Raw genomic sequence first — 15,333 nt, 5'->3', positions numbered from 1 at the left:
CGCGGGCGGCGGGGATGTCTCGAAGTTAGGCACCGCGCGCTTCGGCCGGGCAGTCGGACTGCGCAAGGTGTGTCTGCTCGTCCGAGCAGCCGGTTCCGCGCGGATGCGGTCATCGCCACCTTTCTTCTCCTGGAGGTCGATATGAAGGCGGAGCAGGAGAAGACGCTGCACGAAGAGGTCGTGGCGACGCTGGACCGGCTCAAGCAAAAGAATCCGGAGCTGGAGGAGGAGTTCCAGCGGGTGCGAGGGTACGCCGTCTTCCCCTCGCTGGGGCGGGCGTCGCTGGTGCTGGGAGGCTCCTACGGCCATGGAGAGGTGTTCGAGAAGGGCAAGCCCATCGGCTTCGCGACCCTCTCCCAGATGACCATCGGTGTGCAGATCGGAGGACAGACGCTGAGCGAGGTCATCTTCTTCGAGGACCGGGACGCCATCGAAGCCTTCAAGGGTGGCAAGGTGGCCTTCGCCGCCAATGCCTCGGCGGTCATCCTCAAGGCCGCGGCGTCGGGGACCACCAACTACGCGAAATGCACCGCCCACGCCTACTCACGCGGGGGGATGCTGCTCGAGGCCTCGCTGGGCGGACAGAAGTTCACGTTCATTCCCCCCTCCAATGCGCCGGCCCGTGTGAACGGCGATGAGGGCCAGAAGGCGGGTGAAGGCTCCCCGGACGAGCGCTCCAACGGAGAGAGGAGTGGCTGGCTGCCTCGGACGCCGCGCCACCCCGCGGCCCTGGCGACGGGACTGTCGACCGCGGCGATGCTGGTGACCCGGCTCTTGAAGACGCGTGCCAGTGCCCGGTCCTCTCCGCAGAGCTGAGGCACGCATGCGAGAGACGCTCGTCAAGCTCGCGCGGCGGGTGCTGGCGCTCGCGCGCAAGGAGTTGGCTGTCCATGGGCGGCTCCACCGGGACGTCCTGGCGACGCTGCGCAAACTGGAAGCGCGCTCCCCTGAGTTCGCCCGGGCGAGAGCTCGCGCCCATGCCTGTGTCGTCTTTCCCTCCCTGGGACAGGGCAGCGTGGTCCTCGGCGGTGTCTGGGGACTGGGCGAGGTCTTCGTGCGGGGGCGACTGGTGGGGTACTCGGCGCTGGTCCAGTTGACGCTCGGCGTGCAACTGGGGGGACAGACTTCTTCCGAGGTCATCCTCTTCGAGGACCGTGAAGCCTTCGAGCGGCTGAAGAAAGGGAGGACTGGCCTGGCGCTCGGCGGCGCGGTGACCCTGGTCAAGGCGGGCGTGGCGTGGGCCCGCGGCCCGAAAGGCAGTACGGCCGTCGCGCTGGCCACGCGCGGTGGTTTGTGGGCGGGCGTGGGGCTCGGGATGCAGCGACTCTTCTTCGTGCCAGCGGTCCTCACCCGGGGAGGTGTGTTGCGTGAGGGCCTGCCATCCCTAGCTTTTTCAAGGGCGCGAACGTCGGCTCCGAGGGCGAACGGAACCAGGGAGAACATGATGGCCAAGGCGCAGGCGAGCAAGTCGGGGCGGAAGGGGCTGGAGGGCCCCTCTGCCTTGGGACGTCGGATTTCGGGCGCCGATTCGCGCAAGGTCAGCGAGCGCGCTCGGGCGGCCGTCCAGAAGGTTGGTGAGCGAGGCCGACAGACCGTGGAGCACCTGCGCGAGCGGGTGCCGAGCGGAAGGGAGATTCAGGCGCGAGCGGGCCAGGCCCGAACATGGGCCGCGGACCAGATGGGGGCGCATGCGGTCGCGATAGGACTCACCACGCTGGCCGCGGGAATCGCGGGAGCCGCGCTGCTCCCGGTCTCAGACCGCGAGCGACGTGCCTTGTCCTCGGCGTCCGGCAAGGTGAAGTCGCTGTCCCACTCGATTGGTGAAAGTCAGGTCCTCGCCCGGGCGAGGAAGTCGCTCAGCGGCGTGACGAAGTCGGTCGGCGACAGGGTCAGCCGTGCCAGGAGTGGCGGTACGCCCGAGGTGGCGGAGCAGGCGCGCGTCCCGCGCAAGAACGCCCCCGCGCGGGGACGGAAGACCTCGGGGCGGTCCGCGGCGGCGAAGACCTCCCGCCCCACCGCGAAGCGCGCGAGCCCGAAGAGGGGCCCAGGCGGTGCGAGGAGCACGAAGAAGGCGGGCGCGAACCCCACGCACGCGAAGACCTGAAGCCGTCCGCATGCGCGAGGCCCCTCGCTTCTCGCACCGGAGCCCCAGGCCCGGTGACGAGGGCCTGGGGGGACTTCAGGGGTGAATCACTCCACCCAGTGCTGGACGGTCAGGATGCGGAAGCCGGTGGCGACGTTGACGAAGAAGTGGACCTGGATGCCGGCCCAGGGGCCGTCGTCGTAGCCGAGGTGGCAGCCCTTGAACGTGCCGCCCGCGGTGCGCGAGTCCAGGTCCGACAGGCCGTTGGTGACGATGCTGGCCGGAATCTGCCCGTGGTACTGGGCGGTGCTGGCGGCGCTCGCGACGTAGCTGTGGACCTCGGCGGCGTTGGCCAGGTTCGGGCGGTTGGTGAAGCGCGAGTTCGGGAAGGTGGCGGGGTCGATGCCGAAGCACGTGGCGTAGTCCAGCCGGTCATTTCCATGCGCGCCCGCCATCACGTCCTCGATGTCGAACGAGAGGTCCATCTTCACCGTCCAGTTGCTCTCCGGCACGGCGTTCACCGTGGAGACGAGGACCTCCAGGTCGTAGCCCTGGGTGGCGGCGTTGCGCAGGGTGCGCAGGCTCGCCGCGCCGATGCCGGACGCGTTGGAGATGGCCTGCACCGAGGTGAACGGGCGCAGGGCGAGCAGGGTCGTGGCGCCATTCCAAGCGTAGGGGAGGATGGCGTACAGCGTGCCGGCGTTCACGGTGTTGACCAGGGAGACCACCGCCGCGGCGTCATCGGTGGAGAGCGCGAGCTCGTCCAGGATGCCCACGCAGCTGCTGGTGATGTAGCCCAGCGAGCGCGCGCCGCTTTCGATTTGCGTCAGACGGACCGGGCCGACCAGGTGGACGCCGGAGACCTCCGCCAACGTCACGAAGGGCGCCGTCGAGCGGCGGCTGACGAGGTTGAGGACGACGTCGCTGGGCAGATACGCGTCCAGCGTCGCGGGCGCGGCGGTGTTCACGAAGGTGAGCAGGCCCTGGCACTCGGGCGCGAGGTCGACATTGGTCGTCGTGAGGGGGGCGACCTGGTCCTTGGGCGCCTCCGTCGACGACGGTTCGGAGGAAGGCTCGGGGGACGTGGTGGGACCGCAGCCGACCAGCAGGCTGGCGGAAAGCAAGGCTGAACCGAGACGACGCATGGATGACTCCTCAGGGGTGTGGCGTGAGGCGTCCCCCATACACCAGTCGCATGGGTCACTGACAATCCAAGCTTTTGTGACATGTCGGAGTGAGGGGTTGCTTTCTGGACCTCGTCTCTGGACTCGGGCATGCAGGAGGGCCGTCCACTTACGGGCTCCATGTAGGGGCCTCTCCCGGTGAAGGAAGTGCATGCGAGCCTGTCCGTGCTGCATGGAGACGCTGACGGCCGGGTTGCTGGGCTTCGGCAGCCGGCGCCTGGCGGGACGCTGTGAGTCATGTGGCGACGCTGTGTGTGAGACGTGTCTCAGCACGCACGTCCTTGACGCGACGGACTTCCGGGCACGCGCGGGCACTTCGGCTCAGGCGGGTGTGCAGGTGAAGGGGCGGGTGTGTCGCTCCTGCCTGTGGGATGTGTTGATGGACCGGGGTGAGACACCGCCCTTTCCCGCGCCGCGAGGACAGCGTGAGCGCGCGAGACGAACCGCACGGGAAAGTTGCACCCACGGTGACGTGAAGCCATGCATGGCGTTCTGTCCGACGTGTGGCGACGAGGTCTCCTGGAAGAGTGAGCACGGCAACCCCTCTTGCGAGGCCTGTGGCGCGCCCTCCCACCGGGACTTCAACTGTTGCTGGGCGTGTGGCGAGTCGTTCGAGGAAGAGAACGCGCCGAGGCCCGTCGCCCGTGGGTATCGGCTCGACTTCGACTGTGATGCTCCGGAGTGCACGGGCAAGCTGGCGTGGCTGATGCCCTTCTGTCCCTGGTGCGGCGAGGAGAAGCACTGGGAGCATGAAGGGAGCCTGGAGTGCGACGAGTGTGAGGTGCGGCTCGACCAGGGCTGGGCGTTCTGCGTGCGCTGCGGAGAAGAGGCCCCGCTCCCCGACGACTGTCCCAGGTGCGGAGTAGGGCTGGAGGAGGCCGCGTCGGCCGCGCGCTGTGAGCGGTGTCACCACGTGGTGTGCGGCGACTGCTGTGACGTCCGCGTCGTCACCCAGGACGGTGGTGAGGCTCAGGAGCGGTTGTTGTGCGCGGGTTGCGCCGAGGGCTTCGACCCGGTGGGTGAGGAAGAGGCGCCTCGACCTCGAGACGAGGCGCGCGAGGGTCCTCCCGAGGAGCCCGAGGAGCCCGCCGAGCCACCCGCCGAGACACCTCCCACCGCGTGGGAAGTGCTCGGGGTCTCACCCGGCGCTCCGCTGCCCGACGTGAAGCGGGCGTACCTCGCGCTGGTGGCGCAATACCATCCGGACAAGGTCGCCCAGCTGGGGCCGAAGCTTCAGGCCCTGGCCCAGGAAGAAACGCGCCGCATCATCGAGGCCTGGGAGCAGGTGCGGAAGCAGTCGCGCCCCTGAAGCCGCGCCGTGGCCTATCGCTTGCCGGGAGAGTTCAACCGTTGCACGGCCGCTTCGAGCTGGAGCAGTCGCGCTTGTTGCGCCTGGATGACGTCCTGCTGCTCTTGCATGCCCTTGACGAGCACGGGGATGAGGCTGGCGTAGTCCACCGCCTTGTACTCACCCACGACTCCGCCCGATGCATCTCTCAACGAGGTCTGCTTTACGAGCTGCGGGAAGACCTTCTCCACCTCCTGCGCCACCAGCCCCATCTCCTCGCCGTGTCGCGTGGACAGCGCGCTCGCGGGCCCTGAATAGGAATAGGTCTTTGGCTGGAGCTGCATGAGCCGCTCCAGCGCCTCTGGGAGTGGGCGGATGTCCTTCTTCAGGCGCGCGTCCGAGAAGGTGTAGTACGCCGAGGCAAGGACGTCTCCGTTGAACCGCGCGGCGATGCCACTGGTGCTGGCGCCGCTGGCCACGAAGATGCCGTCGCTGAAGTAGCTCTTGCCCGTGAGATGGGCGGCGTAGGTGATGGGGTTGTTGATGTAGTCCTTGCCGATGACCGCCGCCGCGGCGCCGTTGAGCGTCGTGTTGTTGAGCGTGCCCAGGAGTGACGCTCGCATCCCTCCAATGTAGTAGGGCCCATTTGCCGACGACGATGCGGGGACGGGGTTGTTCACGGTGGTGCTGAAGTCTCCACCTACCGACACGGCAAAGGAATCCACGGCATTGCTCACGAGGCGGTCCGTATGAGTCTGTGCGGAGATACTTGTCTGGCCTCCACTGGCAGCCATGGCGGACTCATAGTTCAAGAACAGATAGGTCGCCCCCCGGGCCGTCGAGCCATTCACGGAGCCGGTGAGTGAGCCGCTCGCGCTGCTGTTGCTGGTCAGTTGTGGAGCACTGACGGACAGGCTTGTGCCGACCAAGGCCTGCGCCAATGCATTGCCGCAGAGCAGCAGGGACAGCAGCGCGCCGCGAATGCTTGTGAATCCTTGCAGGGTTCTCACTGGGTTCTCCTTGGGGATGAGAGGCTTGGGCGGGGCAGGATAGGGTTGGGAGGGAGGAGCTCTAGTTTTTTGTCTTTCTTTAGAGTGTCTGGATTTATGGCGCCGCGCGGGAATGTGGGGACGGCTCAGCCTCCAGGGTGATTGACTTGCGCCTGAATCCATCCAGGTGTCACAGTCTTTGGCATGGCACGCCAGTCAATGAGGACCTGGGAGGGTTCGACGGCTTCTTCGTCGAAAGTGTCCGGGGGCACTTCCTGGGCGAGCGTGGTGCCACCCGCGCCACGCACGGAGCTGGAGCCGGTGAGTGGCACGCCCTCCGGACTGGGACACGACTTCGGCAAGCTGAGCCTCCTTCCTCCTGTCGGTGGGGGCGGCTGTGAGGCGAGGGCGCCCACGGGGCTGGAGAGTGCGCTCCGGGGGCATCAGGGACAGCCGCTGCCTCCAGCCCTGCGGGCTGATGCGGAGCGGCGCTTCGGTGGCTCGCTGGCTTCGGTGAAGCTGCATGACGGCCCGGAAGCGCACCGCCTCGCACGGGCCGCGGGCGCGCGCGCGTTCACCTCTGGCAGGGACGTCGTCTTCCGTGCGGGGCAGTACGCGCCCCAGACTCCCGCGGGGAGGGAGCTGCTGTGGCATGAGCTGGCGCACGCAGCGGGGGCTCCTCGGAGCCCGGCCGTGGTGCTTCGCGCACCCCTCTTCGATTTGACGGAGTACACCTCCAGTCCGCTTCCTCCGGGGCACACCGTCGCCAGCACCCGGGCACTGCTCGACGCGCGCATCAAGAAGGGAGACATCCTCAGTGCCACCGTGTCGGGTGCTGGCACGAGCGTCGACGCGCTCATCTTCCTTCAGTACTTCTTGTGGCAGATGAGCCGCAGGGATCGCTGGGACACGGTGCTGACCCAGTCCGTCCCGCTGGGGTGGCCACCACCGCCTGGCAGCACGACTCCTTCACCCAGGGGACTGGTGCGCGTCGCCATCGACGCCACGGGCAATGCCCGGATCGAACTGCTCTCCAGGGCCGCTGTCCCACAGTCCCCACAGCTCGCCGACCCCGTGGTGAATGCGCACCTCACCACGACCTTTGGCCTCAAGGTCGTCAATGGTGACAGCACCTGGACCGCCGCCCACCTGAGCGATGTGGCCGCGGCCCTCGCCCTGTTGCCCGCGACGGATGTCGCGGCCTTGAAGGACGTCGACCTGGTGCGCATGCAGGCGCTCCCCAACGGACGCGCGGGCGAGTTCTCCAGGGGAGGCGCGGTGCCGCAGGGCTCCACGGCACCACCGAGCCGGGCCACGCTCAAGCTGGCGGATGGTGCGTTCGCCGCGAACACCCGCTTCCTGGGAGACGCCGCGAACCCCCGGCCCGCCAGCTATGGAACCATCCTTCACGAGGTCGGTCACGCCGTGGAGGTCCAGGTCGCGCGTCCGCTGCATGCGCGGCACGCGGAGGCCGTCGTGGACCAGAACAAAGCCGTCGCGGCGCTGAATCCAACCGTGGAGCGCTACGAGCGTGCACGGGTCGCGGGTCGCCAATCGGAGACGCAGTCGCTCCGGCCGACGGTGGTTGCTCAGCGGGCGACCTATGACCGGGCCCTCCGGACCGTCCGCACGCGCCAGACCGCGCTGGATGCCGTCCAGGTCCCAGCCGCGACCATCGCCTTGCTCAAGACCGCGTTGAGCACGCAGCGCACGCAGGCCCAGGCCGAGCTCACCACCGCGACGACCGCCGCGGCGGCCTTCGCCCCCGCGGACCAGACGGAGAGCGCCGCGTTCCGCTCCGCCATCACCGCCACCGTCGCCGCCCTGGATGCCTACGTGGCGCAGGCTCCGGCGAGCAGCGACCTGGACGCGCTGGACAAGACCCTGCTCGCCGCGTTCTCCGCGCGGACCGCCGCACGTGACGCGCTGCGGACCGCGAACGCGGCGAACCCCGCGCTCGTGACCTATGCGTCGGTGCTCACCTCGCAGGATGCCTGGAGGGAAGCGGCCCGTGAGCTCGCCCATACCCGAGGGCGCTCGCTGCGACTGCAGCGCTTCGTGGACGTGGTGAAGGCCCACAACATCGTTCCCTTCACGAAGTACGCCCGCGACAACTGGCCCCACAGTCCCGAGGAGTTCTACGCGGAGGCCTACTCGCTGTGGCTCACGAATCCGGCCTTCCTCCAGACGAACTACCTGCCCATCCACGACTTCTTCCAGAACGGCGACTACACGAAGTGAGTCGCGCGCTCTTGCTGGCCCTGATGGGTGTCGTGTTCTGCCCGGTCCTGGCGTGCCAGGGGCACCGAACCACTTGGACGAAGGAGGACGACATGGGGCCACCCTTGCTGGAAGAGCGCCTGGGTTATCCCACCGGCACGGATGCGGATGCCTCCGAGCGCGCGGCGCGCCAGGAGGCCTCCGAGCGAGTCTACGAGCAGGCCGTCGCCGCATACGAGTCGGGCGACTACGCCAGCGCGGCCCGGGACTTCCTGCGCGCCTCGGAGCCGCTGCTCCAGGAAGAGGGCGCGCCCGCCTGGGACGTCATGGCCTACAACCGGCGTGTCTGCTACGCGAATGCCTGGAGCGCCTGGCGCCAGGCCGGAGATGTGGAGCAGGGCCGCGCGGCGCTCGAGGCCGCGCGGGGCAGGGACCCTGTCAATGCCTTACGAATCCAGGAGTTGCTCGGCGCGCCCGCTGAGTGAGGGTGGTCTTGGAAAGGAGTGAGGGATTGCATGAAGCCGCCCTAGGATGCCAGTTCATGCCCTTCTCCCTTTCCTCTCGCTGGTTGCCGCGCTCGCTGCGGGCCCTCCTGACGTCGCTCATACTTGGCGGGGCCGCAGGGGTGGCTGCCGCACCGCCGGAGCGTGGTACCGGTTCTCCAGCTTCAACCCAGACCTCGGATGAACTCGCGACCGCACTGATGAAGAAAGTGGTGTCGCCGACCGACAACGAAGATGCGGCGCTCGGGCTCATCGCCCTCTTTCCCAAGCTTTCATCCGAGCGTCAGGCGGAAATCGCGTCCCTGGGCACGTCGACCCAGGCGGCCCTGCAGGTTGCGCATATGGGGGTTGCGAATAGCTGGCTGACGGGGGTGGTGTGCCGGGGACAACCCATCAACGCACTCCGCCGAAGGCGCTTAATCAAAGAGGACCTCCGTATCTACGACCTGGAGTGTCCGCCGGGAAAGCCACATCAGGTTCGCTTCCGCTTCACGGAGGCGAAGCCGGAGGCGCCTTCGACCGTGCCGTTGACGACGTCCGCCGTGGAGATGGTGCTTCCTCGACTCCAGCGCAAGTTTGGCATCGAGACCCTGGAGGAGCTGCGTACGGCTGTCGAAGAGCCAATGGCTCCAAATCTTTCGAGCGGGTGGCTGCTGGGCCACTTGATGGACGGGCCGGCGGGGGTTCGTGTCTACGAGGCGATACTGAAGCACGACCCGGACAACCTCGACGCGATTGTAGGCCTCGTGACCATCCAGCTCGGGTTCGGGGACGCACAGGGGGCGCTGAAAACGCTCGACGCGGCCTCGCTCGCGACGGTGACGCTTACGGACGTCCGGGGTGACGTCACGAACAAGAGCGCGCTGCTGACGAATCGCTGCGCCGCACTGCACATGCTGGGGAAGCAGGAGGATGCGCTCGCGGCTTGCAAGCAGTCCGTGGCGATGGGGTCGAGGAAGGCCGGTCCCTATTACCTCGCCATGCTGCTCTACCTCCAAGGTGACGATGTCCAGGCCCTGGCGCACGTTCGCACGAGCATCGCCAACGACTCGCGGATCCCGCAAGGTCACTTCCTCGAAGGACTCATCCTTCACTCCCTGGGGCGGCCCGGGGAGGCGATACAGTCCTGGGGGCGGGTCCCGCAATTCGGACCGGTGGCGACGTCATCGCTCGAGCAAGCCCGTTCCCGGGCGGCGTGGATCAAGCTCATGAAGGACTTCGAGCGAGAGCAGGGTGCAGCGAGCCTCGCGCTCTGCGGGCACTATTTCCTGGACTTGAAAATGCCGGAGCGCGCGGAGTCATGCTTCTCGCGGTCCCGTGCGGTGAACCCCATCCATGCCACGGTGGAAAGACTGGACCACGAGGTCGAGTCCGCTCCGGCGCGTGCTTTCGAAAAGCTCCAGACCGAGCTGCGAAAGCAACGACACCCGGGCCTCCTTCGAGTCATGGCGGCCTACCATGCGCGGGCCGGACGGAGTCAGGAGGCGCTTCGTTGGCTCGACGAGTCCCTTCGAGCGAATCCGAGCCAGGACCGAGGGCTGACCCTGCTCAGTCAGGTTTGCGCGAGCCTCGAGGATAAGGACTGCCTCAAGCACTATCGCGAGGGACAGGCGCCGCGCTAGGGACCTCGCGAGAGCGATAGGGCGCCCCCTCCCGCATGTGCCGCTCAGGCGCTCCGTGGCCCACTGTCTCCACGGAGCGCCCGGGGCCTCGCTACTGGACCAGCACCTGGATGACCTGCTCGGCCGTGTTGCCCGCGGCGTCCGTGGCTCTCAGCAGGACCAGATGCGAGCCGGGGCCGGAGAACGTCACCGGGATGGTCGCGAGGTTCGTCCCCGCGCCGACCGTGGTGGAGTTGACCCAGTTGGCCGTCACCTGGACCGACGTGAGGTCCGTCACCTCGGTGATGACGTTCACCGTCCGTGGCTGCGCCTCCCCGGGATTGGGCGCGACGACGCGAAGCAGGGGCGCGGTGCGGTCCACCGTCACCTGCCGGCTCGCGGTGGCGATGCGTCCATCGGTGGCGATGACCGTGAGCGTGAGCGTGTGGTGTCCTTCCGCCAGGCTCAACCACTGGACGACGTGTCCGCCTCCGGCGTCAGGCGTGAGGCGCACCGGCGCGCCCCCGTCGATGGAGAGCAGCACCACGCTGATGGGGGCACCACCAGGGCTGGCGGTGGCCCAGCCGCACGCCTTCACCTGCGCGGCGGACGTGTAGCGCGGCACATCGCACATGATGAGGCTGGGCGGCGTGCCCGCGGAGTCGACCACGTGGATGGCCGTGGTGCAGGACGCGCTGTTGCCCGCGGCGTCGGTGGCCGTGTACGTCACCGCCGTCGTTCCAAGCGGATAGGTGCCGGCGGCCGGACCGCTGGCCTGCGCGCCGCAGGCGTCGGAGACGGTGGCCGCCCCGGGCGTGACGAAGGCGCCGCCAGGCCCGGTGGCCTCGACGATGCGCTCGGGCGGACAGGCGATCACGGGCGCGGTGACGTCGACCACGGTGACGGTGCCCGTGCACGTGTCGGTGTCCTGCCCGTCGGAGACCGTCAACGTGACGGAGTGTGTTCCAAGGCCGAAGGGGCCCGCTGGCGACTGCGACACGGAGAAGGGCCCGGGGTGCTGGTTCGGGTCATAGCTTCCGTTGTCCACGTTCGCCGGTGCGGAGCAGGTGGTGGCGCTCGCGTTGACGGACACGTGGCGGCAGAGGGCCACGGGCGGAATGATGGCGATGCAGGTGAGGTCGACGGGCGCGCTGCCCGCGTTGTTGGTCTCGATGCACTCCGTCTCACGGCCCGTGCCGGTGCCGTCATCGTCCGCCCGGGCGAAGACCACCGTGGTGCCTCCGGGGGCCGAGGCGAGCGTCGCGCTCACCATCGCGCTGTTACCAGCGGAGAGCACGGTGGGAAGGATGCCCACGCCCAGCAGCGTGCCGCCGGAGGTGGGGTCATCCTGGTAGAAGGCCACGCGCAGGCCCGCGGAGGTCGCAGCGTCACCCTGGTTGGTGACGCGGGCATGCAGGGTCAGCGCCCCGTTGGTCGTGTCACACGACGAGGTGATTTCCGTCACCGTCACGTCGGCCGCGGCGTAGGGGCTGGTGGTGCCCGTGCCCTGGCTGTTGGCGCGGAACGTGTTGAGCCCCGGCGTGCGCCAGTTGGCGATGGGGTGCGCGGGGATGGTGCCGTTGTCGTTCACGTTCGTGACCGAGTACGCGTGCTGGTTCCAGATGCGACGCGTGTTCACCCAGCCGTCCTTGCGGTCTCTGAACACGCGGATGCCGGCGGGCCCCGGGAAGCCGTAGTTGTTCGACGCGACGACGATTTCCGCGTTGTCGTCCGCGTCCACGTCGACGATGAGGGGGTTCTCGTATGTCGTCCCGGAGGCGTGCGCGACCTCGAAGCGCACCGTGCCCGTGGCGCCGTCGTAGATGCGCAGGCGGACCTCGTCGGCGTAGACGACCTCGGCGCGGCCGTCGCCCTCGAAGTCGAAGGTGGACGAGCCCGTCACGTTCGAGCTGTTGTCCTGGGTGGGGCTGGCCCACTTGACGGTGCCGTCGGACTCGAAGACGGCATAGCGGCTGGCTCCCGCCACGCCGATTTCCGGCAGCCCGTCCGCGTCGAAGTCCGCGATGTTGGGCGCGCCACCGCTGCCGCCCCCGGGAATCGTCTGACTCCAGAGCAGGGTGCAGTCGTCATCCATCAGATGGACGCTGCCGCCGCTGACCACGACGATTTCCCCGTTCGAGTCCGCGTCGAAGTTGCCCACCCCCGAAAGCCCGTTGCCGATGGTGGTGTTCCGGCACTTGAGGACGCCGGTGTGGCGATAGATGGACCGACCGCTGACCACCTCCTGCAGTCCGTCACCGTCGATGTCCGCCGCGAACGAGATGGGACCCTGGGGGCCGTTGTTGGTGTCCGTGCCCGCCCACCTCAGCGCCCCGGTGTTGCGGAAGACGTGGTGGCCGTTGAGGATCTCCACCGTGCCGTCGCCGTCCAGGTCCGCGAACGAGGGACCGCCCCAACTGTTCTGGGAAGCCGTCGTCCGGAACTTGTAGGCGCCCGTGTTCTCGAAGCAGAGCAACCCCGCGCCGCTCTCCGGGATGGCACACAGCTCCACCAGTCCGTCCCCGTCGATGTCCGCGCCCGCCACGCTCGCGGCGCCGCGCACGCGCAGGGCCGGGTCCGTCACCGTCCACAGCTCGCTGCCATCCGCGCCGCTCAGCGCTCGCAGCACGCCATTGGTGGTGTAGTTGCTGCCCTCGAAGGAGCTGAAGACGACGTCCGGGACACCGTCCCCGTTCACCTCCACGACGATGGGCGTCATCATCACCTGGACGTGGGTCGGCATGACGGTGCTCGAACTCCAGGCCCACTCCAGCTCCGGCTCGAAGTTCGGGTCGAAGGGGGGCTGGACCTGGCACTGGCCGTTCGCCAGCGCGGCGACCTCGCCTGGCGACCCGGCTTCCGGGGAGACGGGGAGCGCGGCCTCACCCCTGGCGGCCAACGCCAGAAGTCCTGTGACCGACAGCCGAGCGCACTGTCTCGCGTGCCACATCCACTTCCCTTGGGGCGTGCTTGTCATAGATATGTTCCGTCCTTGGTTTGTTTTTCCAGTGAGTCCGTTCTATAGGGGACTGTAAGAAATCACCGCAAGTGAGTCAGAACTGAACTCGGAGTAGGTGTTTCAGGGGGGGCGCCTGCCATTGGGCTGGGGGTCGGTGGCGCCCTCATTGGCAAAGTGCCAATAATGCGGCCCCATGGGTCTTCCGGTGCGTGCGGCGCTGGTTCAAGCGGTGGGTGGGCCGTTCATTCTCGACGAGGTCGAACTGGACAGGCCTGGCGCGGGTGAGCTGCGGGTTCGAGTGACAGCCAGTGGCATCTGTCACACGGACCTCACCTACCGGGCGGGGGCGGGGAGGTTCCCCTTTCCGGCGGTGCTCGGTCACGAGGGCGCGGGGGTGGTGGAGGCGGTGGGGGAGGGCGTCACGGACTTCGAGCCCGGGGACGCGGTGGTGCTCAGCTACTACTCCTGCCGGGCGTGTGGCACGTGCGAGCGCGGGCATCCCGCCTACTGCGAGCGCGGGTACGCGGGGAACTTCTCCGGCGCGCGGCCGGATGGCTCGTTTCCCATGCGGTGGCGCGGGGCGCCCATCCGCTCCGGCTTCTTCCACCAGTCGTCGTTCGCCACGCAGGTGCTGGCACACCGGCACAACGCGGTGAAGGTGGACCGGGCGGCGCCGCTCGAACTGCTCGCGCCGCTGGGGTGTGGGTTCCAGACGGGGGCGGGGGCGGTGCTGGAGGCGTTCCGGCTCCAGTCCGGACAGACGCTCGCCGTCTTCGGCGTGGGCGCGGTGGGGCTCGCGGCGGTCATGGCGGCGCGTGTCGCCGGCGCGGCGAGCATCCTCGCGGTGGACCTGGACGCGGGCCGACTGGAGCTGGCGCGCGAGCTGGGCGCCACCGACACGTTCCTGGCGACGGAGCCCGAGCTGACGAAGACGATGCTCAAGCGCACCCGGGGCGGGGTGGATTTCGCGCTGGAGTGCGTGGGCCTGCCCCAGGTGCTGCGCCAGGCCTTCGATGTGACACGGCCGTTGGGTACGTGCGGGCTGCTGGGGCTTCCCAGCCCCGAAGCGTCGGAGGTGACGCTGTCGATGACCCGCCTCCTCTACGGCAAGCGGCTGGTGGGCATCATCGAAGGAGACGCGGACCCGAAGACCTTCATCCCCCGGATGGTCGCGCTGCACGCGGAGGGGCGCTTCCCGCTGGAGAAGCTGAGCCGCCCCTACGACTTCGAGGCCATCAACGACGCGGTACACGACATGGAAGCGCGCACGGCCATCAAGCCCGTGCTGCGCATGCACGGAGGAAACACGCGATGACCTTCGACGAAGCGGTGAAGGCGGGGCGGCTGGACGCGCAAGAGGCGCTCGCGTTGTTCGACAGCCTGCCCACGGTGGAGCTCGGCTTCATGCGAGGCACCTGGAAGGGCAGTGAGCTCCAGACGGGGCACCCGATGGATGGGATGCTCGGCGCGACGGGCTGGTACGGCAAGCGGTTCGTCGACGAGGAGAGCGTGCACCCGCTGCTGTTCTACACGGAGGACCGCGCGTCGGTGTTCCCGGTCGACCCGAGGAAGTGGCCGTCGCCGACGATTCGCGGCCTCGTGGGTCCGCACCGGGCGGCGGTGGAGACCGAGAAGTTCAAGGCGCGCCTGCGCCTGACGGTGTACCGGGGCAAGGTCAGCGCGACGATGATCTACGACGACTGGCCCACGAATGACGTGTTCCGACAGGTCGATGCGAACACGCTGCTGGGGGTGATGGACGCCCGGGGAATGGCGGCGCCGTACTTCTTCGTGCTGCGCCGGGATGGCGCGTAGGGCGCCCTGGATTGTTTCCCGCGTGGAAACAGTCCTCTGCCCGGTGCCCCATTTTTCGCGGACGCCCAGGTCTCTACTGTTCCTCTTGTCAGCAACGCACACCGCGGCAGACGCGGTGAACCCAAGAGGGAGTACGCCATGAGCGCCACCGTCCAGAAGACCCAGACCCAGCCCGACACCATCGTCCTCGTCCACGGCATGTGGATGACGCCCCGTAGCTGGCAGGGCTGGGTTGACCGCTTCACGAAGGCCGGCTACCGCGTCATCGCCCCGTCGTGGCCCGGCCTGGAGGTCGGCGTGGAGGCGCTCCAGAAGGACCCGACGCCGCTGGAGAACCTGCGCGTGAAGCAGATTGTCGACCACTACGAGCGCATCATCCGCGCGCTGCCCACCCCGCCCATCCTCATGGGCCACTCCTTCGGCGGCGCCTTCGTACAGATGCTGTTGGACAGGGGCGTGGGCGCCGCGGGCGTCGCCATCCACTCCGCGCCGGTGAAGGGCGTCTACACGCTGCCGTTCACCACCATCAAGTCGACCGCGTCCACGCTGCTCAACCCGGCCAACGTGAACCGCCCCGCGCCGATGACGCCCGAGCAGTTCCACTACGCCTTCACCAACACGCTGACGCAGGAGGAGTCGGACGAGGTGTACCGCACGCAGTACGTGCCGGGCTCGGGCCGCGCGCTGTTCC

12 protein-coding genes are annotated in these 15,333 nt (G+C 68.3%); 9 read left to right on the top strand and 3 right to left on the bottom strand.

Going from position 1 to position 15,333, the window contains the following annotated elements; translation table 11 throughout:
- Window positions 1–141: 141 nt before the first annotated feature.
- Both HUA75_RS45720 and HUA75_RS45715 read left to right on the top strand, forming a co-directional pair.
- Entirely contained in the window at window positions 142–816 is a 675-nt protein-coding gene (locus tag HUA75_RS45720; RefSeq protein ID WP_174490089.1) for a lipid-binding SYLF domain-containing protein, read from the top strand.
- Between the two features lie 7 nt (window positions 817–823).
- On the top strand, window positions 824–2,104 hold the full coding sequence (locus HUA75_RS45715) for a hypothetical protein (RefSeq protein ID WP_141641558.1): 1,281 nt from the start codon (window positions 824–826) through the stop codon (window positions 2,102–2,104).
- A gap of 86 nt (window positions 2,105–2,190) precedes the next feature.
- Here the strand turns inward: HUA75_RS45715 and HUA75_RS45710 are convergent, their stop codons facing one another.
- On the bottom strand, window positions 2,191–3,228 hold the full coding sequence (locus HUA75_RS45710; protein WP_246137045.1) for a hypothetical protein: 1,038 nt from the start codon (window positions 3,226–3,228) through the stop codon (window positions 2,191–2,193).
- Between the two features lie 523 nt (window positions 3,229–3,751).
- Here HUA75_RS45710 and HUA75_RS45705 point away from each other — a divergent pair.
- Window positions 3,752–4,576 carry a DnaJ family molecular chaperone gene (locus HUA75_RS45705; RefSeq protein WP_246137046.1) on the top strand — a complete coding sequence of 275 codons (825 nt, stop codon included), beginning with the start codon at window positions 3,752–3,754 and terminating at the stop codon, window positions 4,574–4,576.
- Between the two features lie 14 nt (window positions 4,577–4,590).
- Here the strand turns inward: HUA75_RS45705 and HUA75_RS46350 are convergent, their stop codons facing one another.
- Window positions 4,591–5,565: a tail fiber domain-containing protein gene (locus tag HUA75_RS46350; RefSeq protein ID WP_217446588.1), complete on the bottom strand. Its 975-nt coding sequence runs from the start codon at window positions 5,563–5,565 to the stop codon at window positions 4,591–4,593.
- 267 nt (window positions 5,566–5,832) lie between these two features.
- Here HUA75_RS46350 and HUA75_RS46345 point away from each other — a divergent pair, with 267 nt between their 5' ends.
- The 3 genes from HUA75_RS46345 (at window position 5,833) to HUA75_RS45685 (ending at window position 9,889) form a co-directional block, all read left to right on the top strand.
- Window positions 5,833–7,785, top strand: coding sequence for a DUF4157 domain-containing protein (locus HUA75_RS46345; RefSeq protein WP_217446587.1), 1,953 nt, complete (start codon window positions 5,833–5,835; stop codon window positions 7,783–7,785).
- A gap of 92 nt (window positions 7,786–7,877) precedes the next feature.
- The gene (locus HUA75_RS45690; protein WP_174490087.1) at window positions 7,878–8,249 is read left to right on the top strand and encodes a hypothetical protein; all 372 of its coding nucleotides are present in this window, start codon (window positions 7,878–7,880) and stop codon (window positions 8,247–8,249) included.
- A gap of 26 nt (window positions 8,250–8,275) precedes the next feature.
- Window positions 8,276–9,889, top strand: coding sequence for a hypothetical protein (locus tag HUA75_RS45685; protein WP_174490086.1), 1,614 nt, complete (start codon window positions 8,276–8,278; stop codon window positions 9,887–9,889).
- A 91-nt stretch (window positions 9,890–9,980) separates the two neighbouring features.
- Here the strand turns inward: HUA75_RS45685 and HUA75_RS45680 are convergent, their stop codons facing one another.
- Window positions 9,981–12,767 carry an FG-GAP-like repeat-containing protein gene (locus tag HUA75_RS45680; RefSeq protein WP_254628121.1) on the bottom strand — a complete coding sequence of 929 codons (2,787 nt, stop codon included), beginning with the start codon at window positions 12,765–12,767 and terminating at the stop codon, window positions 9,981–9,983.
- A 253-nt stretch (window positions 12,768–13,020) separates the two neighbouring features.
- On the opposite strand from HUA75_RS45680, the gene HUA75_RS45675 reads away from it, so the two are divergent.
- From HUA75_RS45675 to HUA75_RS45665, 3 genes are all read left to right on the top strand, one after another.
- Window positions 13,021–14,142 (top strand): NAD(P)-dependent alcohol dehydrogenase, encoded by a 1,122-nt coding sequence (locus HUA75_RS45675; RefSeq protein WP_174457994.1) that lies wholly within the window; start codon window positions 13,021–13,023, stop codon window positions 14,140–14,142.
- Window positions 14,139–14,642: a DUF4334 domain-containing protein gene (locus tag HUA75_RS45670; RefSeq protein WP_174490084.1), complete on the top strand. Its 504-nt coding sequence runs from the start codon at window positions 14,139–14,141 to the stop codon at window positions 14,640–14,642. Before HUA75_RS45675 ends, HUA75_RS45670 begins: the two co-directional genes overlap by 4 nt.
- 138 nt (window positions 14,643–14,780) lie before the next feature.
- Window positions 14,781–15,333 (top strand): alpha/beta hydrolase (locus HUA75_RS45665; RefSeq protein WP_174490083.1); only part of this gene is annotated, 553 nt, incomplete at its 3' end.

It is taken from the genome of Myxococcus sp. CA040A, from assembly GCF_013336725.1.
Classification (GTDB): domain Bacteria; phylum Myxococcota; class Myxococcia; order Myxococcales; family Myxococcaceae; genus Myxococcus; species Myxococcus llanfairpwllgwyngyllgogerychwyrndrobwllllantysiliogogogochensis.
Note: the sequence above shows the minus strand (reverse complement) of the source record. Positions and strands in the feature narration are given on the sequence as shown.

Excerpts from the sequence above, each read along its gene's own strand:
- HUA75_RS45720 (WP_174490089.1), top strand. The coding sequence starts at position 142 with ATGAAGGCGGAGCAGGAGAAGACGCTGCACGAAGAGGTCGTGGCGACG.
- HUA75_RS45715 (WP_141641558.1), top strand. The coding sequence starts at position 824 with ATGCGAGAGACGCTCGTCAAGCTCGCGCGGCGGGTGCTGGCGCTCGCG.
- HUA75_RS45710 (WP_246137045.1), bottom strand. The coding sequence starts at position 3,228 with ATGCGTCGTCTCGGTTCAGCCTTGCTTTCCGCCAGCCTGCTGGTCGGC.
- HUA75_RS45705 (WP_246137046.1), top strand. The coding sequence starts at position 3,752 with ATGGCGTTCTGTCCGACGTGTGGCGACGAGGTCTCCTGGAAGAGTGAG.
- HUA75_RS45690 (WP_174490087.1), top strand. The coding sequence starts at position 7,878 with ATGGGGCCACCCTTGCTGGAAGAGCGCCTGGGTTATCCCACCGGCACG.
- HUA75_RS45675 (WP_174457994.1), top strand. The coding sequence starts at position 13,021 with ATGGGTCTTCCGGTGCGTGCGGCGCTGGTTCAAGCGGTGGGTGGGCCG.
- HUA75_RS45670 (WP_174490084.1), top strand. The coding sequence starts at position 14,139 with ATGACCTTCGACGAAGCGGTGAAGGCGGGGCGGCTGGACGCGCAAGAG.